The sequence below is a fragment of the Pseudomonas veronii genome (assembly GCF_001439695.1).
Taxonomy (GTDB): domain Bacteria; phylum Pseudomonadota; class Gammaproteobacteria; order Pseudomonadales; family Pseudomonadaceae; genus Aquipseudomonas; species Aquipseudomonas veronii.
Genome location: NZ_JYLL01000017.1, coordinates 78,839 through 99,249 on the forward strand (window position 1 = coordinate 78,839; position 20,411 = coordinate 99,249).

General features: G+C 61.2%; 18 protein-coding genes. 11 read left to right on the plus strand and 7 right to left on the minus strand.

What is annotated here, in order from left to right:
* Positions 1-48: 48 nt before the first annotated feature.
* From TU80_RS19945 to aspA, 3 genes are all read right to left on the minus strand, one after another.
* Positions 49-1,026: an asparaginase gene (locus TU80_RS19945; RefSeq protein ID WP_057005211.1), complete on the minus strand. Its 978-nt coding sequence runs from the start codon at positions 1,024-1,026 to the stop codon at positions 49-51.
* Positions 1,027-1,098: 72 nt separating this feature from the next.
* A complete protein-coding gene (locus tag TU80_RS19950) occupies positions 1,099-2,550 on the minus strand; it encodes an alanine/glycine:cation symporter family protein (protein ID WP_046381614.1) in 1,452 nt (483 codons plus the stop codon).
* Between the two features lie 380 nt (positions 2,551-2,930).
* Positions 2,931-4,355, minus strand: coding sequence for an aspartate ammonia-lyase (gene aspA / locus TU80_RS19955; protein WP_017850012.1), 1,425 nt, complete (start codon positions 4,353-4,355; stop codon positions 2,931-2,933).
* A 182-nt stretch (positions 4,356-4,537) separates the two neighbouring features.
* On the opposite strand from aspA, the gene TU80_RS19960 reads away from it, so the two are divergent.
* From TU80_RS19960 to TU80_RS19980, 5 genes are all read left to right on the plus strand, one after another.
* Positions 4,538-5,446: a LysR substrate-binding domain-containing protein gene (locus TU80_RS19960; RefSeq protein WP_017850011.1), complete on the plus strand. Its 909-nt coding sequence runs from the start codon at positions 4,538-4,540 to the stop codon at positions 5,444-5,446.
* 251 nt (positions 5,447-5,697) lie between these two features.
* Positions 5,698-6,189 (plus strand): 5-(carboxyamino)imidazole ribonucleotide mutase, encoded by a 492-nt coding sequence (gene purE / locus TU80_RS19965; RefSeq protein ID WP_017850010.1) that lies wholly within the window; start codon positions 5,698-5,700, stop codon positions 6,187-6,189.
* A gap of 11 nt (positions 6,190-6,200) precedes the next feature.
* Entirely contained in the window at positions 6,201-7,286 is a 1,086-nt protein-coding gene (locus TU80_RS19970; RefSeq protein ID WP_057005212.1) for a 5-(carboxyamino)imidazole ribonucleotide synthase, read from the plus strand.
* 106 nt (positions 7,287-7,392) lie between these two features.
* Positions 7,393-7,638 (plus strand): GlsB/YeaQ/YmgE family stress response membrane protein, encoded by a 246-nt coding sequence (locus TU80_RS19975; protein ID WP_046381616.1) that lies wholly within the window; start codon positions 7,393-7,395, stop codon positions 7,636-7,638.
* Positions 7,639-7,716: 78 nt separating this feature from the next.
* Complete coding sequence (locus tag TU80_RS19980; RefSeq protein ID WP_046381617.1) at positions 7,717-8,253, plus strand: DUF3299 domain-containing protein; 537 nt, start codon at positions 7,717-7,719, stop codon at positions 8,251-8,253.
* A 58-nt stretch (positions 8,254-8,311) separates the two neighbouring features.
* Here the strand turns inward: TU80_RS19980 and TU80_RS19985 are convergent, their stop codons facing one another.
* Both TU80_RS19985 and TU80_RS19990 read right to left on the minus strand, forming a co-directional pair.
* Positions 8,312-9,211 (minus strand): D-hexose-6-phosphate mutarotase, encoded by a 900-nt coding sequence (locus TU80_RS19985; protein ID WP_046381618.1) that lies wholly within the window; start codon positions 9,209-9,211, stop codon positions 8,312-8,314.
* 58 nt (positions 9,212-9,269) lie between these two features.
* On the minus strand, positions 9,270-9,674 hold the full coding sequence (locus TU80_RS19990) for an acyl-CoA thioesterase (protein WP_010566936.1): 405 nt from the start codon (positions 9,672-9,674) through the stop codon (positions 9,270-9,272).
* A gap of 468 nt (positions 9,675-10,142) precedes the next feature.
* Between TU80_RS19990 and TU80_RS19995 the strand changes: the two genes are divergently transcribed.
* Complete coding sequence (locus tag TU80_RS19995; RefSeq protein WP_017850005.1) at positions 10,143-11,432, plus strand: MFS transporter; 1,290 nt, start codon at positions 10,143-10,145, stop codon at positions 11,430-11,432.
* A 58-nt stretch (positions 11,433-11,490) separates the two neighbouring features.
* Here the strand turns inward: TU80_RS19995 and TU80_RS20000 are convergent, their stop codons facing one another.
* Both TU80_RS20000 and TU80_RS20005 read right to left on the minus strand, forming a co-directional pair.
* Positions 11,491-11,982 carry a PIN domain-containing protein gene (locus TU80_RS20000; protein ID WP_057005213.1) on the minus strand — a complete coding sequence of 164 codons (492 nt, stop codon included), beginning with the start codon at positions 11,980-11,982 and terminating at the stop codon, positions 11,491-11,493.
* Entirely contained in the window at positions 11,979-13,037 is a 1,059-nt protein-coding gene (locus tag TU80_RS20005) for a helix-turn-helix domain-containing protein (protein WP_046485942.1), read from the minus strand. Before TU80_RS20005 ends, TU80_RS20000 begins: the two co-directional genes overlap by 4 nt.
* Before the next feature lie 305 nt (positions 13,038-13,342).
* Between TU80_RS20005 and TU80_RS20010 the strand changes: the two genes are divergently transcribed.
* From TU80_RS20010 to phoU, 5 genes are all read left to right on the plus strand, one after another.
* Entirely contained in the window at positions 13,343-14,329 is a 987-nt protein-coding gene (locus TU80_RS20010; RefSeq protein WP_017850004.1) for a phosphate ABC transporter substrate-binding protein PstS, read from the plus strand.
* Positions 14,330-14,813: 484 nt separating this feature from the next.
* Positions 14,814-16,847 carry an ABC transporter permease subunit gene (locus TU80_RS20015; RefSeq protein ID WP_169850591.1) on the plus strand — a complete coding sequence of 678 codons (2,034 nt, stop codon included), beginning with the start codon at positions 14,814-14,816 and terminating at the stop codon, positions 16,845-16,847.
* Between the two features lie 15 nt (positions 16,848-16,862).
* Positions 16,863-18,533 (plus strand): phosphate ABC transporter permease PstA, encoded by a 1,671-nt coding sequence (gene pstA, locus TU80_RS20020; protein ID WP_057005215.1) that lies wholly within the window; start codon positions 16,863-16,865, stop codon positions 18,531-18,533.
* Positions 18,534-18,724: 191 nt separating this feature from the next.
* The gene (gene pstB, locus TU80_RS20025) at positions 18,725-19,558 is read left to right on the plus strand and encodes a phosphate ABC transporter ATP-binding protein PstB (protein WP_057005216.1); all 834 of its coding nucleotides are present in this window, start codon (positions 18,725-18,727) and stop codon (positions 19,556-19,558) included.
* A gap of 70 nt (positions 19,559-19,628) precedes the next feature.
* Complete coding sequence (gene phoU, locus TU80_RS20030; RefSeq protein ID WP_017850000.1) at positions 19,629-20,390, plus strand: phosphate signaling complex protein PhoU; 762 nt, start codon at positions 19,629-19,631, stop codon at positions 20,388-20,390.
* Positions 20,391-20,411: the final 21 nt, after the last annotated feature.

A 20,411-nucleotide genomic window follows, 5' to 3' on the forward strand; every position in this document is an offset into this window, starting at 1 on the left:
TAACTATATAGTTGGCCGAGGGTTTTTACGCGGGTTCGGCTGTACGATTCAGGCCAGTTCACCGCACAGATCGAGTTCCACCAGGTGCCGGATGGTCTGGGTGTCGAGCCCGGCGCCGAGCAGCGCGTTGAGTTTGCCGAACGCCGCTTCACGGGTCATGCCGCCACCGGACAGCACGCCCATTGCACGCAAACGGCTGCCGGCTTCGTACACGTCCAGTTCCACGCCGCCCTCATGGCATTGGGTGATCGCGACCACGACCACGCCTTGCGCCTGCGCGCGCTGGAGGCTGGCGAGGAACTCGGGGTTATCGCTGGGCCCGGTGCCGCTGCCGAAGCATTCCAGGATCAGCGCCTGCAGGCCGCTGCCGATCAAACCGTCCAGTTGGGGCGCGCCGATACCCGGCACCAACGGCAGCACGCCGACATTGGCCAGGGCCTTGGGCTGACGGTAGTCCAGCGCTGCAGGAATCGACGCGGCGCGGGCCACGCCGCCCTGGCGTTGCAACGCGGCGAACGGGTGGCGCCCGAAGCTGCGGACTTTCGCGCAGCGTGTCGGCGCCATCAGCGTGCCGTGGAAGTACAACTGCACACCCGGCGCCAGGCCTTGGCCCAGGGCCAGCAGCGCACCGCTGACGTTTTCCCAGGCATCGCTGTCGGGTACGCCGGCCGGGAGCATGGAGCCGGTGAACAGCACCGGCGCCGGCAGGCCCAACAGTTGGAAGCTCATGGCGGCTGCGCTGTAGGCCAAGGTGTCGGTGCCGTGCAGGATCAGCACCGCGTCGCAACCGTCGTCCACGGCTTCGACCACGGCAGTGCGCAGGCGCTGCCAGTAGGCCGGGGTCATGTTGGCGCTGTCGATCAGCGGCGACATTTCCCGGAAGCGCCATGTAGGCACCGGCTGGCTGGCGAGTTGTTCGCGCATGCGGGCTTCGAAACCGGATGCGGGGGTCAGGCCGTTGGCACTGGCTTGCATGCCGATGGTGCCGCCGGTGTAGAGCACCATGACGTTGTTAGCTGCTTGCATCGAAAATCTCCTGAACGAAAAACGCCGCCAAGCCCAGAGCATGCCCAAGGCCCGGCGGCGTGTCATCTGCGCTTAGCGTTGCGACAGTGCGATCGATTCAGCAGGCGCTTTAGCGGCAGGCTCCGGTTTCACCGGGTTGGCCGGCCAGGCCTTGTGGTCCAGGTCCAGGTCGGGGAACTGGCTGGAGTCGAACACCGGGGTCTTGATCCCCGCCGCGCGCTGGTTGTCGTAGTCATTCAGGATACGCATGGCGATCTTGAACAGGAACGCCAGGGCGAACAGGTTGACGAACGCGAGCATCGTCATGGTGATGTCGGCGAAGGCGAACACGGTGCTCAGGTTCTCGATCGAACCCCAGAAAATCAGCACCAGCACCAACGCGCGGTAGCCCATCAGCACCTTGCGGTTGTTGCCGACCAGGAAGCGCAGGTTGCTCTCGCCGAGGTAGTAGTTGTACATGATCGAGGTGAACACGAACAACGCCAGGGCCACCGAGATGAACATCCGGCCCCAGTCGCCGACCACGGCTGCCAGGGAGTTCTGGGTCAGGGCAATGCCGTCGCCTTCAAAGCCCGGGGTGTAGAAACCGGAGAGCAGGATCAGCAAGGCGGTGCAGGTGCAGATCACGAAAGTATCGAGGAACACGCTGAACGCTTGCACCACGCCTTGGGCGATCGGATGTTCCACCGACGCGACCGCCGCCACGTTAGGCGCACTGCCCAAACCGGCTTCGTTGGCGAATACGCCGCGCTTCACACCCATGATGATCGCACTGCCCACCAGGCCGCCGAAGGCCTGGTCGAGGCCGAACGCGCTCTTGACGATGGTCGCGAGCATGGCCGGCACGTGGTCGAATTGCAGCACGATCACGTAGAGGGTCACCGCGATGTAGACCAGGGTCTTGACCGGCACCAGCAGGTCGGCGATCGAGGCGATCCGCTTGATCCCGCCGATGAACACCAGGCCCAGCAATGCCGCCAGGGCCAGGCCGGTGTAGGTGGTGTCGAGGCCGAAGGCGTTGTTCAGCGAATGCGTCACGGCATGGGCTTGCAGGCCGTTGAAGGCAAAACCGAAAGTCACCAGCAGCAGGAACGCCATCACCATGCCCAGCCAGCGCTTGTGCAGGCCGTGCTGGATGTAATAAGCCGGGCCGCCGCGGAAGGTGCCTTCGGCGTCGGTGCGCTTGTACAACTGGCCGAGGGAGCACTCGATAAAGCTCGAGGACATGCCCACCAACGCGGTGACCCACATCCAGAACACGGCACCGGGGCCGCCCAGGGTCACGGCAATGCCGACACCGGCGATGTTACCGGCACCGACGCGGCCGGCCAGGCTGAGCATCAGCGCCTGGAACGAACTGAGCTGGTCGGAGCTGTTTTTCAGGCTGTCGCGAAACACCGAAAACATGTGGAAAAAGTGACGCAACTGAACGAAACGCGAGCGGATCGTGAAATAACCGCCGAGCCCGACAATGAGCACGATCAGTACTTTCCCTGAGAGGAAGTCGTTGATGACTTCGAGCATGGAGTGTTCCTCGCTGATTTTTCTAATGGCAAACGCAGGACGGTTCGACGCTGTCACTTGGCACCAGGCAGTGCGCGACGGTTCGACCCGATCCTTTTGCGGGTGTTGTTATTCATGCGTTTTCGCGTGTGTCCGGGCCTCGTTACCGATGGCCGCTGGCGCGAAGAGGGGCGGCACTATACCTAGGCGAACGTGATCCGTCTGCCTGGGCTGATTAAAGGTTTCAGCCAGGGCGTGGCGGGCAGGTTCGATATTGGAATTTTTATGGGCGTCATTTCACAACCTTGAGGCAAAAAAAAGGGCCTGAAGAACGAGCCTTCAGGCCCTCAAAAGGTGAGAGGTGTCTAGTCCCTCAACCTGGTGAGCGGTGCAACAAACGCTTAGGCCTTCAGCGGGACCAAACGTGGAGCAATCATGTTTTCGGGGCGCAGGATGTCGTCGAGCATGGCGTCGTCGAGCAAGCCTTCTTCGCGCACCAGTTCCAGCACGCCGCGGCCGCTTTCGAGGGCGATACGCGCGATGCGGGTGGCGTTTTCATAGCCGATGTACGGGTTCAGCGCGGTGACCAGGCCGATGGAGTGCTCCACCAACTCGCGGCAGCGGGCTTCGTTGGCGGTGATGCCGACGATGCAGTGCTCGCGCAGCATGTCCATGGCCCGTTGCAGCAGGCGGATCGAGTCGAAGATCTTGAAGGCGATCAACGGTTCCATCACGTTCAACTGCAGTTGGCCGCCTTCGGCTGCCATGGTCAGGGCCAGGTCGTTGCCGATCACTTGGAAGGCCACTTGGTTGACGGCTTCCGGGATCACCGGGTTGACCTTGCCAGGCATGATCGAGCTGCCAGGCTGGCGGGCCGGCAGGTTGATCTCGTTGATGCCGGTACGTGGGCCGCTGGACAGCAGGCGCAGGTCGTTGCAGATCTTCGACAGCTTCACCGCGGTACGCTTGAGCATGCCGGAGAACAATACGAAGGCGCCCATGTCGGAGGTGGCTTCGATCAAGTCCGCCGCCGGCACCAGTGGCTGGCCGCTGATGGTGGCCAGGCGTTGTACGGCCAGGGCCTGGTAGCGCGGGTCGGCGTTGATGCCGGTGCCGATGGCGGTGCCGCCCAGGTTCACTTCGGTCAACAGCTCCGGCGCCAGGGTTTTCAGGCGGGCCAGGTCTTCGTTGAGGGTGGTGGCAAAGGCGCGGAATTCCTGGCCGAGGGTCATCGGCACGGCGTCTTGCAACTGGGTGCGGCCCATTTTCAGTACATGGTTGAACTCGACACCCTTGGCGGCGAACGCTTGGATCAGGCTGTCGAGGCTGGCCAGCAGCGCGTCATGGCCCAACAGCAGACCCAGGCGGATCGCGGTCGGGTAGGCGTCGTTGGTCGACTGCGCCATGTTCACGTCGTTGTTCGGGTGCAGGTACTGGTACTCGCCCTTGTTGTGGCCCATGGCCTCCAACGCGATGTTGGCGATGACTTCGTTGGCATTCATGTTGGTTGAAGTGCCAGCGCCGCCTTGAATCATGTCCACCACGAATTCTTCGTGGAAGTCGCCGCGGATCAGGCGGGCACAGGCTTCGCTGATCGCAGCGTGCTTGGCTTCGCTGAGCTGGCCCAACTCGCGGTTCGCGTCAGCGGCGGCTTGCTTGACCATTGCCAGGCCGACCACCAATTTCGGGTAATGCGAAATCGGAACGCCCGAGAGGCGGAAGTTATTCACCGCTCGCAGGGTCTGGATGCCGTAATACGCTTGAGCAGGTACTTCGAGTACGCCAAGCAGGTCTTTTTCTGTGCGGAATGATGCAGCGGAGGACATGACGGAAATCATCTCGATATGGACCCGGAACTGGCCGGAACGCTGTGAATGCTAGGCTTGTGGAAGTTTTTGGGCCAATGCTGTTAAACACTGGCCTATGCACAAACGGCATAATAGGCGTGTGACCCGGCTATCATGGCGGGCGTGTGTGCCAAAATGGTGCATACCCGTGGGAGGAACTGATGAACCTTGAGAGCAAATGGCTGGAAGACTTCAGCGCCCTGGCGGCGACGCGCAGCTTTTCCCAGGCTGCTGAGCGGCGCTTTGTCACCCAGCCGGCGTTCAGTCGACGTATCCGCAGCCTCGAAGCCGCGCTGGGCCTGACCCTGGTCAACCGCTCGCGCACGCCGGTGGAATTGACGGCGGCGGGGCAGTTGTTTCTGGTGACCGCGCGCACGGTGGTCGAGCAGCTCGGTGAAGTACTGCGCCATTTGCACCATCTGGAAGGCGGGCAGGGCGAAGTCATGCAAGTGGCGGCGGCCCACTCCCTGGCGCTGGGCTTCTTCCCGCGCTGGATCGCGCAGTTGCGCAACGAAGGCCTGAACATTGCCACCCGGCTGGTCGCCACCAACGTCGGTGATGCCGTGCATGCCCTGCGCGAAGGCGGCTGCGATTTGATGCTGGCGTTCTACGACCCCGACGCGGCAATGCAGATGGACCCGGAGATCTTCCCGTCACTGCACCTGGGCAATACCGAAATGCTCCCGGTGTGCGCCGCCGATGCCGAGGGCAAGCCACTGTTCGACCTGGAAGGTGAAGGCAGTGTGCCGCTGCTGGCCTACAGCGCCGGGGCATTTCTGGGGCGTTCGGTGAACCTGCTGTTGCGCCAACGTGCCCTGCGCTTCACCACGGTTTACGAAACCGCGATGGCCGACAGCCTCAAAAGCATGGCCCTGGAAGGCCTGGGCATCGCCTGGGTGCCGCAACTGAGCGTGCGTGCCGAGTTGGCCCGGGGTGAGCTGGTGGTCTGCGGCGGTCCGCAGTGGCATGTGCCGTTGGAGATTCGTTTGTACCGCTGTGCCTTGGTGCGTAAGGCAAACGTGCGGTTGTTGTGGCGCAAGCTGGAAGGTGGAGCCGCGCAGAATACGTGAGTCCAGCACCGCTTAACTGTGGGAGGGGTTTTGTGGGGTTTTCGCTGACTCTTAAGTCAATAAAACCGCCGGTTTGCGCCGCTAGACAGATGGTCATTCCAGGGGCTGTTTATCTGCGTTATTACGGTATACTGCGCGGCCTTCGGCCGGTCCAACCGGCCAAATTTCGTACACCAAGCCACGCCGGATTTCCCGCGTGGCTTGTTGTTTTTTGACGCGCCTGCGGGCGCCCAGAGAGAAGAGGCACGACGATGAGTGCATTGGTTGGCGTGATCATGGGCTCCAAGTCCGATTGGTCCACCCTTAGCCACACCGCCGATATGCTGGAAAAACTCGGCATTCCGTATGAAGTGAAAGTGGTCTCTGCCCACCGCACCCCGGATTTGCTGTTCCAGTATGCCGATGAAGCAGAATCCCGTGGCATCGAGGTGATCATCGCCGGTGCCGGCGGTGCAGCGCACCTGCCAGGCATGTGTGCGGCCAAGACCCACCTGCCGGTACTCGGCGTGCCGGTGCAGTCGTCGATGCTCTCGGGCGTGGATTCGCTGTTGTCCATCGTGCAGATGCCGGCCGGTATCCCGGTGGCGACCCTGGCGATCGGCAAGGCCGGCGCAATCAACGCCGCCTTGCTGTCCGCCAGCATCCTGGGCGCCAAGCACCCGCAGTTCCACGCGATGCTGAAAAAATTCCGTGCTGAGCAGACAGACAGCGTGCTGGACAATCCAGACCCACGTATCGCCTGAGGTTGTTGACGATGAAAATCGGTGTAATCGGTGGCGGCCAACTGGGTCGCATGCTGGCCCTGGCGGGAACGCCGCTGGGGATGAACTTCGCTTTCCTGGACCCGGCGCCGGATGCCTGTGCGGCCGCGTTGGGTGAACACCTGCGCGCTGACTACAGCGACCCGGACCATCTGCGCCAACTGGCCGAAGAAGTCGACCTGGTGACCTTCGAGTTCGAAAGCGTCCCGGCCGAAACCGTGGCCTTCCTCTCGCAGTTCGTGCCGGTCTACCCGAGCGCCGAAGCCTTGCGCATCGCCCGTGACCGCTGGTTCGAGAAGAGCATGTTCAAGGACCTGGGCATTCCGACCCCGGCCTTCGCCGATATCCAGTCCCAGGCGGACCTGGACGCCGCCGTCGCCAGCATCGGCCTGCCGGCCGTGCTGAAAACCCGTACCCTGGGTTACGACGGCAAGGGCCAGAAAGTCCTGCGCACCGCCGCCGATGTGGTCGGCACCTTCGCCGAACTGGGCAGCGTGGCCTGCCTGTTGGAAGGCTTCGTGCCGTTCACCGGCGAAGTTTCGCTGATCGCCGTGCGTGCCCGCGATGGCGAGACCCGCTTCTACCCGTTGGTCCACAACACCCACGACAACGGCATTCTCAAACTGTCCGTGGCCAGCACCGACCATCCGTTGCAGGCCCTGGCCGAAGACTATTCCAGCCGTGTGCTCAAGCAGCTGGAATATGTCGGCGTGATGGCGTTCGAGTTCTTTGAAGTCGACGGTGGCCTGAAGGCCAACGAAATCGCCCCGCGTGTGCACAACTCCGGGCACTGGACCACCGAAGGCGCCGAGTGCAGCCAGTTCGAGAACCACCTGCGCGCGGTGGCGGGCTTGCCGCTGGGCTCCACAGCCAAGGTGGGCGAGAGCGCCATGCTCAACTTCATCGGCGTGGTCCCGCCGGTTGAAAAAGTCATCGCCATCGACGACTGCCACCTGCATCACTACGGCAAGGCTTTCAAGACCGGGCGCAAGGTCGGCCACGCCAACCTGCGTTGCCAGGACCACGCGACGCTGCAAGCGCAGATCCTCAAGGTCGAAGCGTTGATCGCCGAGCAATAATCCCGGGGGCGGCGGGAACCATTGGTGGCCGCCGTCTCTCTGATTGCAGGATGATAAAGCCTGGCTAGGCTTTTTCATGACTCACATTCAATCAGAGGGAAATGCCATGGGTATCATCGGAACCATCTTTATCGGCCTGATCGTCGGCCTGCTGGCGCGTTTCCTCAAGCCCGGCGACGACAGCATGGGCTGGATCATGACCATCCTGCTGGGTATCGCCGGCTCCCTTGCCGCCACCTACGGCGGTCAGGCACTGGGTATCTACCAGGCAGGCCAGGGCGCGGGTTTCATCGGCGCATTGGTAGGTGCCATTGTGCTGCTGGTGATCTACGGCCTGATCAAAAAGAACTAATCGAGCGACAAAGTCCTCTGCGCTGCGCAGGCGCAGAGGGCTAGAATGCCGGCACTGTTTACCTTGTCGAGCTCCTCCATGCGCCGTCTCCTCTTGATGTTTCTCCTGCTGGGCCCAGGCCTGGCTCATGCTGGCGAACTGCCGGAAACCGACTGGCTCGACCTGATGCCGCTGTCGGACCAGAAAGCCCTCGAACAAATGCCGGAAATCGACCACAACTCTCCCGAAGCCCAGGGCACCTTTACCGACAAAGGTGGCTTGAAGCAGAGCAAAGGGTTGCCGGCGGTGATGTATTCCACCAAGACCGTGGCCGCCATGAACGGCAAGAACATCCGCATCGGCGGTTACCCGGTGCCTTTGGAAACCGACGCCAAGGGCCGCAGCACCCTGTTTTTCCTGGTGCCGTACCCAGGCGCGTGCATCCACGTGCCGCCACCGCCGCCGAACCAATTGGTGCTGGTGCGTTACCCCAAGGGGTTGAAGCTGGATGATATCTACACGCCGCTGTGGGTCACGGGCACGTTGAAGGTGGAGACGGTCAATAACGACCTGGCCGATGCGGCGTATGCGCTGGATGCGGGCAAGGTGCGGGCGGTGAAGGAGTCGGATCTCTAAACCACAACACCGACCAATGTGGGAGGGAGCAACACCCCCTCCCACATTTTGATTGGGTTTACAAAGCGCTACTGGTGATGCTCACGCCCAAGGTGTGGCTTTCGCCCGGCGCCAGCGTCACCACGTCATCCAGCACATTCGCCGTCTCGATGCACAGCATGCCCTGCCAGCCGTCGTCGGCCATGTCGTCGAAGGCTTTGGCACGTTCGGTCCAGGGGTTCCAGATCACGGTCGAGTGGGAGCCTTCGCTGCTGAGCCGGACGCGCCGCTGCCAGTCGTTATCGACGATGTGCAACTGCGCGGGGGTGTCGAGGTAGATGCGGTCGGTCTCGGCGCCGAAGTGCAGCGGCCCAGCCTGTTGCCGGGTGGCCCAGCCGTCGGCGGTATCGATATACGCAAGCCCGTCCAGGCCCTCGACCTGCACGTTGCGCACATCGCTCACGGCGAAGTAGGTGTGCAACGCCTGGCTGAGGGTCACGGTGTCGGTGCCACGGTTATGACTGGTCAGGCCGATGTGCAGGTGATCGTCCAGGCGCAGGCTCAGCTTCAGGTCGACCTGATGCGGCCAGCCGGGGAAGCCGCCCGCGGGTACGGGGAGCACCAGGTCGACGCGCAGGGTGTCGCCTTCGAGTTCGGTGGCGGCCAATTCCCAGAGTGCAGTACGCACGAAACCGTGGGCGCCCGCGGGCTGGTCGCTCTGGCGCATGGCCTGCACGCTGTGCGGGTTGCGATCGAACACGCCGAACCACGGCCAGCACACCGGTACGCCGGTGCGGATGCCTTTGCCAGCCTTGAAGACGGCTGCCTTGTTCGGCCAGATCAGCGGCTGTTCGCCTGCGCGTTGGTAACTGAAGAGGTGCGCGCCCTGTTGGGCCACCATCAGCTCGGCGCCGTTGTGGCGGATGCGCCAGCAGTCCAGCTCGTCGATTTTCACGGATTCAACGTGGGGCGTCGGCATAACAAAGCACTCTTAATAGCAGGCAATGGGGCAATTGACCGTCAAAACCCGGCGAGGTTTAACGCGCTCGCGACGGTACCGAACGGGTGCGGCCGCTGCCATCGATGGCGACGAACACGAACACCGCCTCGGTGACCTTGCGCCATTCGCTGGACAGCGGGTCGTCGCTCCACACTTCGACCATCATCTGGATCGAGCTGCGGCCGATTTCCAGGGCCTGGGTATAGAAGGACAATTGCGCGCCCACGGCCACCGGCACCAGGAACGCCATGCGATCAATGGCCACGGTGGCGACACGCCCGCCTGCGACCTTGCTGGCCATGGCCGTACCGGCCAGGTCCATCTGCGAGACCAGCCAGCCGCCGAAGATATCGCCGAAACCGTTGGTTTCACGCGGAAGCGCGGTGATTTGCAGGGCGAGATCGCCTTGTGGGATGGGATCTTCTTGTTCGAGTTCGATCATGCCGAGGGTGCCTCTGAGCCGTGACGCTTCATGGGTGTTTCAAATGGATAGCCGTCTTGTAGAAAAACATTTCAGCACCAACGCACGACGCGAGCTGTGTTTCTCGTAAGGCGTACTAAAGGGAAACTCTGCCAAACCGGCTGGATGGCACCCAACGGCGTTTTGGCACAGCAGCCCCTCAAGACTGCGGGTCTGGCGCTTGCAAGGGCCGAGTATATCGAGACGCTGGCGTCGCGACGACCTCTCGGCGCTCATTTGGTCGGTAAATAGACGCTGTAACGGAGCTTTTTCCGGCAACTGTTCTCCTGCCCTGGTTGACCGACTCCCTGCGCCGTGAATAGTTCACCGCGCTGCGCTATCAACCGTTCGACGCTGTGCTTTTTCCGGCGATTTGCTATCTTGCCAGACCGCCGCAAGTCCAGGGCGTGCCGTCTTTATTACGCTGATTACTATAAGAGAAGCCTTGCCATGTCCTCCGTGCCCGCAAGCAGTGCGCAACCGTCGCGCCCGCTGACCCGCAACGACTACAAAACCCTGTCGCTGTCTGCCTTGGGCGGGGCGCTGGAGTTCTACGACTTCATCATCTTCGTGTTTTTCGCCACCGTGGTCGGAAAACTGTTCTTCCCCGCCGACATGCCCGAGTGGCTGCGCATGATGCAGACCTTCGGCATCTTCGCCGCCGGTTACCTGGCGCGGCCCCTGGGCGGCATCATCATGGCGCACTTCGGTGACCTGCTGGGGCGCAAGAAAATGTTCACCCTGAGCATCTTCATGATGGCCGTGCCGACCCTGATCATGGGCCTGCTGCCGACCTACGCGCAGATCGGCCTGTGGGCGCCGATCCTGTTGCTGTTGATGCGCGTGATCCAGGGCGCGGCGATCGGCGGCGAAGTCCCGGGCGCCTGGGTGTTCGTCTCCGAACACGTGCCGCCACGCCACATCGGCTACGCCTGCGGCACCCTGACCAGTGGCCTCACCGCCGGCATCCTGTTGGGTTCGCTGGTGGCCACCGCCATCAACACGCTCTACAGCCCGGAGCAGGTCTCCGATTACGCCTGGCGTATCCCGTTCCTGCTCGGCGGTGTGTTCGGCCTGCTGTCGGTGTACTTGCGCCGCTGGCTGCATGAAACGCCGATCTTCGCCGAGATGCAGCAACGCAAGGCTCTGGCCGCCGAACTGCCGCTGCGCGCGGTGCTGCGCGACCACCGTGGCGCCATCGTGCTGTCGATGCTGCTGACCTGGCTGCTGTCGGCCGGCGTGGTAGTCGTCATCCTGATGACCCCGACCGTGCTGCAGACCCTCTACCACTTCAGCCCGACCGTTGCGCTGCAAGCCAACAGCCTGGCCATCGTGACCCTGAGCCTGGGCTGCATTGCCTCCGGCGCCCTGGCCGACCGCTTCGGTGCCGGCCGCATACTGGTGGTCGGTTGCGCACTGTTGCTGGCGACCTCCTGGACGCTGTATCACAGCCTGCTGGACCACCCTGACTGGCTGTTCCCGCTGTACGCCCTGACCGGCCTGTTTGTCGGCACCATCGGCGTGGTGCCCTACGTGATGGTGAAAGCCTTCCCACCGGTGGTGCGCTTCAGCGGGTTGTCGTTCTCCTACAACGTGGCCTACGCCGTGTTCGGCGGGCTGACGCCGTTGGCGGTGTCGCTGCTGATGAAAGAAAGCCCGATGGGCCCGGCCTACTACGTTGCCGTCCTGTGCGTGATGGGGATGGGGGTGGGTGGGTATCTGTGGAAGCGCGGGCGGTAGATAGCTTTAGTCATGAAGGGTGTCGTTTCATTGGTTATCCAATGTCCATGCTGACTTTCTATATCACGCGCCAAGTCGAGAGTCTGGTTTGGCATTCTGATACGGGTAAGCGCGCGCCCCCGGTCAGCATATTTTCTAGTGCCGTTGCTGCAACGGCATTATTGATGACCTGATATTCGACCATTAGGTCGAGTAACCAAAGCGCACCATGCACTTGCAGTCCGTCCCGAATGGCCTGGCGACGGAGCTTTCCATCTCCAGTGAGTAGCGGTCTTCCGGTTGCTTGTGCGAGCAAGTAGCAGGAAACGTCAGCCAAGGAACTGTTGTTGTGTTCGACTTTAAGCGTTAAGAGCTTCTGCACACCGCCTTCGTCAAATGCCTCGACAACCAGCCCCCGGGCGAGCAGTTCATCGTGGGGGAAGTCCTCAAGTTCGTGCATCACGAAATCGGTACAGCACAGAGTGAATGGCAGCCTGAACATATGCTCCAGCAATCCCGCATTTCTGAAGTCAATCCAGATATTGGTGTCGCTGATATAGATCAGGCTCATGCACTCTCCAGTGAGCCCAAAAAATTAGGGTCTAGAGCCTTTATTGGGCGCCGAAGTAACTCTGCCGCTCTTGATTTGGTGATAAGGCCCTCCGCCAATCCCCAGAACACCAGTGATTCGAAACGCTGGGGCGGCTTGCAAGGTAGCGGTTCGGGTTCCGCCTTGCGCCAACCGTTGCTACTGAATTGGATGGTTAGGGATTTGTAACCACCTTCCCCCAGTAGATTGAGGTCCTTCAATCGACGGAGTGCTGCATGCATTGAGAGCCCATATTGGCGTTTGGCTATCAAGAGTTCACGGGGGTGGACGCGTGAACGTTGATGGCTCCCAAAATCGCCGGTGACGCTTTTAGCTGGATATAGAAAAGCCCCCGCAAAGCGGTGACAGCAGTTTTCTTTATCTCGCTCCGGCATATCGTCGGGCAGTTTCATTACCCAGTGCCCCAATTCATGGGCTGCGGTGAAGCGGATACGCTCACCTGGCCGCTGGGCATTCAATGCGATCAGTACATGTTCGCCCTCATTAGTGGCTGCGCAGGCACCGTCGAAATCATCGGGCCCTGCCAGCATTACTACCTTGATGCCATGCTCTTCCAATTGCTCAGTCAGATGGGCGATAGGATCTTCACCGATGCCCCAATATTTGCGGAGCTGATCTGCGGCTCGTTCAGCGTCGTCAATTGAGGACACCGACAGCATTTGTGCGGGAGTTTTGGCAGTCTGGATATCCAACGGATCGAAGCACTCTTCAAGGGCGATGTACCGCTCTAGATGCTCGCGGATCTGTTCCTCAACCTGTACTTGGCGGTATTTGGGCATTTTCGCCAGTTTGCGGAACTCCAGCGGCGCGAGTGGTAGTGCTTGGGGGCGGAAAAAATACTCAGGGCTCACCTCCAGCGCCTTTGCCAATTGTAGAAGGCGCCGCGAGTTCGGGGTACTCAACCCTTTTTCATATTTGCTCAGGCCTTGCTTGGTTATATCGCCGAGACTGAGCGCCAGTGCTTCCAGCGACATGCCACGCAATAGCCTTGCGCGGCGAATCCGGTCATTGATCATGTGCGATCTCCTTAGGTTGACAAGACTATGCTTTGGTTTTGTTTTGTCAACCTGGGACTCGCCGTTCGCTGGTCAGGCTGCAGGCAGCGTTGATGAAGCAACGATTACAAAGTGTTTCTAAATTCAAGCAACATGAGCGTTGCCGCCCCGCAGACTCCAGTTGTTCCGCATATTTCTCGCGCCTAGCCTGATTCCTTTCCAATACTGGCCTTTCATCTAATTGTCATATTCCAGACATAGAGTGTTCACACGGCCTATCAATACTTGGCCCCGATCCAACTATCCCTATCTGCTAGGAGTAAGGCATGAAACTGAAGCGTTTGATGGCGGCAATGACTTTTGTCGCTGCTGGCGTTGCGACTGCCCACGCGGTGGCCGCTGGTGTTGACCCGGCTATTCCGGCTTATACGAAGACCACTGGTGTGTCGGGCAACTTGTCCAGCGTCGGTTCCGATACCCTGGCTAACCTGATGACCCTGTGGGCCGAGGGTTACAAAAAGGAATACCCGAACGTCAACATCCAGATTCAAGCTGCTGGTTCTGCCACTGCGCCACCTGCGCTGACTGAAGGCACCTCCAACCTGGGCCCGATGAGCCGCAAGATGAAGGACACCGAACTGGCGGCCTTCGAGCAGAAGTACGGCTACAAGCCAACCGCTATCCCGGTTGCCGTGGATGCCCTGGCCGTGTTCGTGCACAAGGACAACCCGATCAAGCACCTGACCATGGAACAAGTCGACGCGATCTTCTCCTCGACTCGCCTGTGCGGTGCCAAAGCCGACGTCAAAACCTGGGGCGACCTGGGTGTGACCGGCGACCTGGCCAACAAGCCAGTGCAACTGTTCGGTCGTAACTCGGTATCCGGCACCTACGGCTACTTCAAAGAAGAAGCCCTGTGCAAAGGCGACTACAAGCCTAACGTGAACGAACAACCAGGCTCGGCTTCGGTCGTGCAGTCGATCAGCTCCTCGCTGAACGGCATCGGTTACTCGGGCATCGGCTACAAGACCGCCAGCGTGAAGACCGTGGCCCTGGCCAAGAAAGGCAGCACTGACTTCATCGAAGACAGCGAAGAAAACGCCCTGAACGGCAAATACCCGCTGTCGCGTTTCCTCTACGTTTACGTCAACAAAGCCCCGAACAAGCCGCTGGCACCGCTGGAAGCCGAGTTCGTGAAGCTGGTTCTGTCCAAGCAGGGCCAGGAAGTTGTGGTCAAAGACGGCTACATCCCACTGCCAGCCAAAGTTGCCGCCAAGGCACTGGCTGACCTGGGTCTGAAAGAAGGCAACTAAGTTGCTGGGCCGGGTAAAACCGGCCGTTCTGTAGGAGCGGGCTTGCTCGCGAAAGATGATAGAGCACCGCGTTTATTCAGAAGCGGCGCGTTATCGTTAACGCTCTTCGCGAGCAAGCTTGCTCCTACAGAAACTCCTAATTTTTAGTCCGCTGCCGGCTCTGCCATGCGGCGGATTTCTTGCGTCACTGCATTGTCATCTTTCTGTCATACAGGACCGCTAGGGTGTGCGCATGAATGATCTGGCCAATTCCACTATGACGACGACTTCTCCCCCCAAGCGTATTGACTTCAATACGCCTGAGTTGCAACGCAAGCGCCGCATTCGCGCGCTCAAGGATCGCCTGACCCGTTGGTACGTGCTGATCGGCGGCCTCGCCGTCCTCGGCGCTATCACTCTGATCTTCTTCTTCCTGGCCTACGTGGTCGCGCCCTTGTTCCAGGGCGCCTCGTTGACCAAGGAAGCCGCGCTGACACCGGCGTGGATACAAGACGCGGGCAAGCCGTTGATGATCTCGCTGGAAGAACAGAACCAAGTCGCCATGCGGGTTTCCGACAAAGGCCAGGCGCTGTTCTTCGACGTGAGCACCGGCGCCGAACTCAAGCGCATCGACCTGCCGCTGGCGGCCGGCGTCAGCGTCGTGTCGATTGGTAAAGACCAGCCGGGCAGCCCGCTGGTGATCCTCGGTTTGTCCAATGGCCAGTCCCTGGTGTTCCGCCACACCTACAAGGTGTCCTACCCGGACGGCAAGAAGACCATCAGCCCGGCCATCGAATACCCTTACGGCGAAACGCCGATCGTGCTGGATGACGCCGGTCGCCCGCTGGAACATGTCGCGCTGAACGTCACCGACACCTCGCTGGTGGTGGCCGGTTCGGCCGGTTCGCACTTGAACGTGCTGTCCCTGAGCCGTGAAGAAAACATGATGACCGGCGAAGTCACCAGCGAGCAGAAGCGTATCGAGCTGCCGCAGATGACCGAGCCGGTGAAGGCGATCTTCATCGACCCACGCCAGCAATGGCTGTACGTGATCAACGGCCGTGCCCTGGCGGATGTGTTCAGCCTGCGCGACAAGAGCCTCAACGGTCGCTATAAACTGCTGGAAGACGGCGACGCCGAAATCACCGCCAGCACCCAGCTGGTGGGTGGTATCTCGCTGATCGTCGGTAACTCCAAGGGCGGCCTGGCCCAGTGGTTCATGGCCCGTGACCCGGATGGCGAACAGCGCCTGAAGCAGATCCGCACCTTCGAGATGGGCACTGCGCCCATCGTTGAAATCACCGCCGAAGAACGCCGCAAAGGCTTCACCGCCCTCGACGCTTCCGGCAAGTTCGGCGTGTTCCACAGCACCGCCCACCGCACCCTGCTGGTGGACCCGGTGGTCGATGGCCAGGGCGTGTTCGGCCTGTCGCCACGGGCCAACCGTGTGATCGTCGAAGCCGGCGGCAAGCTGCAACCGTTGCTGCTGGACAACCCGCACCCGGAAGTGTCGTGGAGCGCGCTGTGGAGCAAGGTCTGGTACGAAAACTACGACGAGCCTAAATACGTCTGGCAATCGACCGCCGCCAACACCGATTTCGAACCCAAGATGAGCCTCGCGCCGCTGACCTTCGGTACGCTGAAGGCCGCGTTCTACGCCATGTTGCTGGCCGCGCCGCTGGCTGTTGCCGCAGCGATCTACACCGCGTACTTCATGGCGCCGGGCCTGCGCCGCAAGGTCAAGCCGGTGATCGAGCTGATGGAAGCGATGCCGACGGTGATCCTCGGCTTCTTCGCCGGCCTGTTCCTCGCGCCGTATGTCGAAGGGCATCTACCGGGGATTTTCAGCCTGCTGATGCTGGTGCCGATTGGCATCCTGGTGGCCGGTTTTATCTTCAGCCGCCTGCCTGAGTCCATTCGCCTGCGGGTTCCCGATGGCTGGGAAAGCGCGATCCTGATCCCGGTGATCCTGTTTGTGGGCTGGCTCTCGCTGTACATGAGCCCGTACCTGGAAACCTGGTTCTTCGGCGGCGACATGCGGATGTGGATCTCCCATGACCTGGGCATCACCTATGACCAGCGCAACGCCCTGGTCGTCGGCCTGGCGATGGGGTTCGCGGTGATCCCGAACATCTACTCCATCGCCGAAGACGCCGTGTTCAGCGTGCCGCGCGGCCTGACCCTGGGCTCTTTGGCCCTGGGCGCCACGCCGTGGCAGACCATGACCCGCGTGGTCATCCTGACCGCCAGCCCGGGGATTTTCTCGGCGCTGATGATCGGCATGGGGCGCGCCGTGGGCGAGACCATGATCGTGCTGATGGCCACCGGTAACACCCCGGTGATGGAGATGAACCTGTTCGAAGGCCTGCGCACCCTGGCGGCCAACGTCGCGGTGGAAATGCCCGAGTCGGAAGTGGGCGGCAGTCACTACCGCGTGCTGTTCCTCTCGGCGCTGGTGCTGCTGTTGTTCACCTTCATCATGAACACCCTCGCCGAGCTGATTCGTCAGCGTCTGCGCAAGAAATACTCGTCGCTTTAAGAAAGGTAGAAGTCTGTGAAACAGAACTCCCTGAATGGATGGTTCAAGAGCGGCGCCCCCGGCGTCTGGATCAGCGGTGGCGCGGTGTCCATCGCGGTCATCATGACCCTTGGTTTGCTGGCTGTGATTGCGGTGCGTGGTTTGGGCCACTTCTGGCCGGCTGACCTGATCCAGGCCAACTACGATGTCCCGGGCCAAGAAAACCATATCGTCATCGGCGAAGTGGTACAGAAAGAAGAAGTGCCGCGCGAGCGCCTGAAAAGCGCTGGCCTGCCCGTGCCCGACGTGGGCCCGGAATTCATGACCCGCGAGTTGATCAAAGTCGGTAACCGCGATCTGAACGGCAACGACTTCACATGGATCGTCGGCGAATGGCTGAAGAACCAGACCAAACCGCTGGAATTGATGACCATCGAGCGCCGTGAGTGGGGCAACTTCTACGGCACCCTGGTCAACGTCAAGCAGGATGGCAAGGTCATCGCCGAAGGCCAGGCCGCGTGGCCGGAGCTGCAGGCTCGGGTCGACCGCGTGAACAAGCTGGCGACCCAGCTCAAGACCCTTGAGAAGTCCGACATCGGCGCGATCAACGCCGGTCTTGAACGTATCCGTCTGCACGGTCGCAAGCTGGAACTGGAAGGCAAGCTCGACGCCGCCGCCCAGGCCGACATGGACTCGGGCCGCGCCGAACTGAATGCCCGTTACCAGGACATCGAAGCGCGCCTGGCCGACCTGCACGCCCAATTCAACCGCGACGCCTTGACTGCCCGCGATGCGAACGGCAAGGAAGTCGAAATCGGCATCGGCAAAGTGGTCCACGCCTATCAGCCGAACGCCATGGGCACGATGACCAAGGTCGGCTTCTACTTCAGCAAGGTCTGGGAGTTCCTCAGCGACGACCCACGGGAAGCCAACACCGAAGGCGGGATCTTCCCGGCCATCTTCGGCACCGTGATGATGACCCTGATCATGGCGATGATCGTGACCCCGTTCGGCGTGCTGGCGGCGGTGTACCTGCGTGAATACGCCAAGCAGAACACCCTGACGCGGATCATCCGCATTGCCGTGAACAACCTGGCGGGCGTACCGGCCATCGTTTACGGCGTGTTCGGCCTGGGCTTCTTCGTGTATGTATTGGGTGGCTCGGTTGACCGCCTGTTTTTCGCCGAAGCCCTGCCGGCCCCGACCTTCGGCACGCCGGGCCTGTTGTGGGCGTCGCTGACCCTGGCGCTGCTGGCGGTGCCGGTGGTGATCGTGGCTACCGAGGAAGGCCTGGCGCGGATTCCTCGCACTGTGCGCGAAGGCTCGCTGGCACTCGGCGCGACCAAGGCGGAAACGCTGTGGAAGATCGTGCTGCCGATGGCCAGCCCGGCGATGATGACCGGCATGATCCTCGCCGTGGCCCGTGCCGCCGGTGAAGTAGCGCCGCTGATGCTGGTGGGCGTGGTCAAGCTGGCCCCGTCGCTGCCGCTGGACGGCAACTACCCTTACTTGCACCTTGACCAGAAGATCATGCACCTGGGCTTCCATATTTATGACGTCGGTTTCCAGAGCCCCAACGTCGAGGCCGCAAGGCCGCTGGTATATGCCACCGCGCTGTTGCTGGTGCTGGTGATCGCCACGCTCAACTTGTCGGCGGTGTGGATCCGTAACCACCTGCGCGAGAAGTACAAGGCGCTGGACAGTTAATTGAAGTAAACGCGGACTAAATGTGGGAGGGGGCTTGCCCCCGATAGCGGCGTATCAGAAACACATATGCTGGCTGACACACTGCTATCGGGGGCAAGCCCCCTCCCACACTAGACCACGATATACGCAGAATTTGAGTAAACCGCCCCCGGCGGTTCAACAACACGAATTGGTAGCACAGGGAGCATCCCATGCAACAAGAAACCCATTCCCATGGCATCAACATGTCTGCCCTGGGTCGTGACAAGCAGAGCCTGAGCCTGGCCCAGGAAACCGTGGCCATCGAAGTGCCGGGCCTGAGCCTGTACTACGGCGAAAAACAGGCGCTGTTCGACGTCAGCATGAACATCCCCAAGCAGCGCGTGACCGCCTTCATCGGCCCGTCGGGCTGCGGCAAGTCCACGCTGCTGCGCACCTTCAACCGCATGAACGACCTGGTCGACGGTTGCCGCGTGGACGGTGCGATCAACCTCTACGGCAGCAACATCTACCGCAAGGGTGAAGACGTGGCCGAGCTGCGTCGCCGGGTGGGCATGGTGTTCCAGAAGCCCAACCCGTTCCCCAAGACCATCTACGAAAACGTGGTCTACGGCTTGCGCATCCAGGGCATCAACAAGAAGCGCATCCTCGACGAAGCGGTCGAATGGGCGCTTAAAGGCGCCGCGCTGTGGGACGAGGTCAAGGACCGCCTGCACGACTCCGCACTCGGCCTGTCCGGCGGCCAGCAACAACGCCTGGTGATCGCGCGTACCATCGCCGTGGAACCGGAAGTGCTGCTGCTCGACGAACCTTGCTCGGCACTCGACCCGATCTCGACGTTGAAAGTCGAAGAACTGATCTACGAGCTCAAGTCCAAGTTCACCATCGTCATCGTGACTCACAACATGCAACAGGCGGCGCGGGTTTCCGACTACACCGCGTTCATGTACATGGGCAAGCTGGTGGAGTTCGGCGATACCGATACCCTGTTCACCAATCCGGCGAAGAAACAGACCGAAGACTACATCACCGGTCGCTACGGCTAGGAAGCTGTGGTTCAGATTGCATTGACGCTGCGGTTCTCCGCACCTTTCCGGACGCTCCAAGGACGCCAACATGATTAGCAAAGAAGGCCTTACCCACCACATCTCCGCGCAGTTCAACGCCGAGCTTGAGGAAGTGCGCAGCCACCTCCTGGCGATGGGCGGGCTGGTGGAGAAGCAAGTCAACGATGCGGTCACCGCGCTGATCGAGGCCGACTCGGGCCTGGCCCAGCAAGTGCGCGAGATCGATGACCAGATCAACCAGATGGAACGCAATATCGACGAAGAATGCCTGCGCATTCTCGCCCGTCGCCAGCCGGCGGCTTCCGACCTGCGCTTGATCATCAGTATTTCCAAGTCGGTGATCGACCTTGAGCGTATCGGCGATGAATCCACCAAGATCGCCCGCCGCGCCATCCAACTGTGCGAAGAAGGCGAAGCGCCGCGCGGTTATGTGGAAGTGCGGCATATCGGTGACCAGGTGCGCAACATGGTGCGCGATGCCCTGGACGCGTTTGCCCGTTTCGACGCCGAACTGGCGTTGTCGGTGGCCCAGTACGACAAGATCATCGACCGTGAGTACAAGACCGCCCTGCGCGAGCTGGCCACCTACATGATGGAAGACCCGCGCTCTATCACACGGGTCTTGAGCATTATCTGGGTGCTGCGTTCGCTGGAGCGGATCGGCGACCACGCGCGCAATATCTCGGAGTTGGTGATCTATCTGGTGCGTGGCACCGACGTGCGGCACATGGGCCTCAAGCGCATGAAAGCCGAAGTTGAAGGATCTACCGATCAAATCCCTAATGTTCCGGGCGAATCTGACGATAAGTAAGGTTGCCCGAGATATTAACGC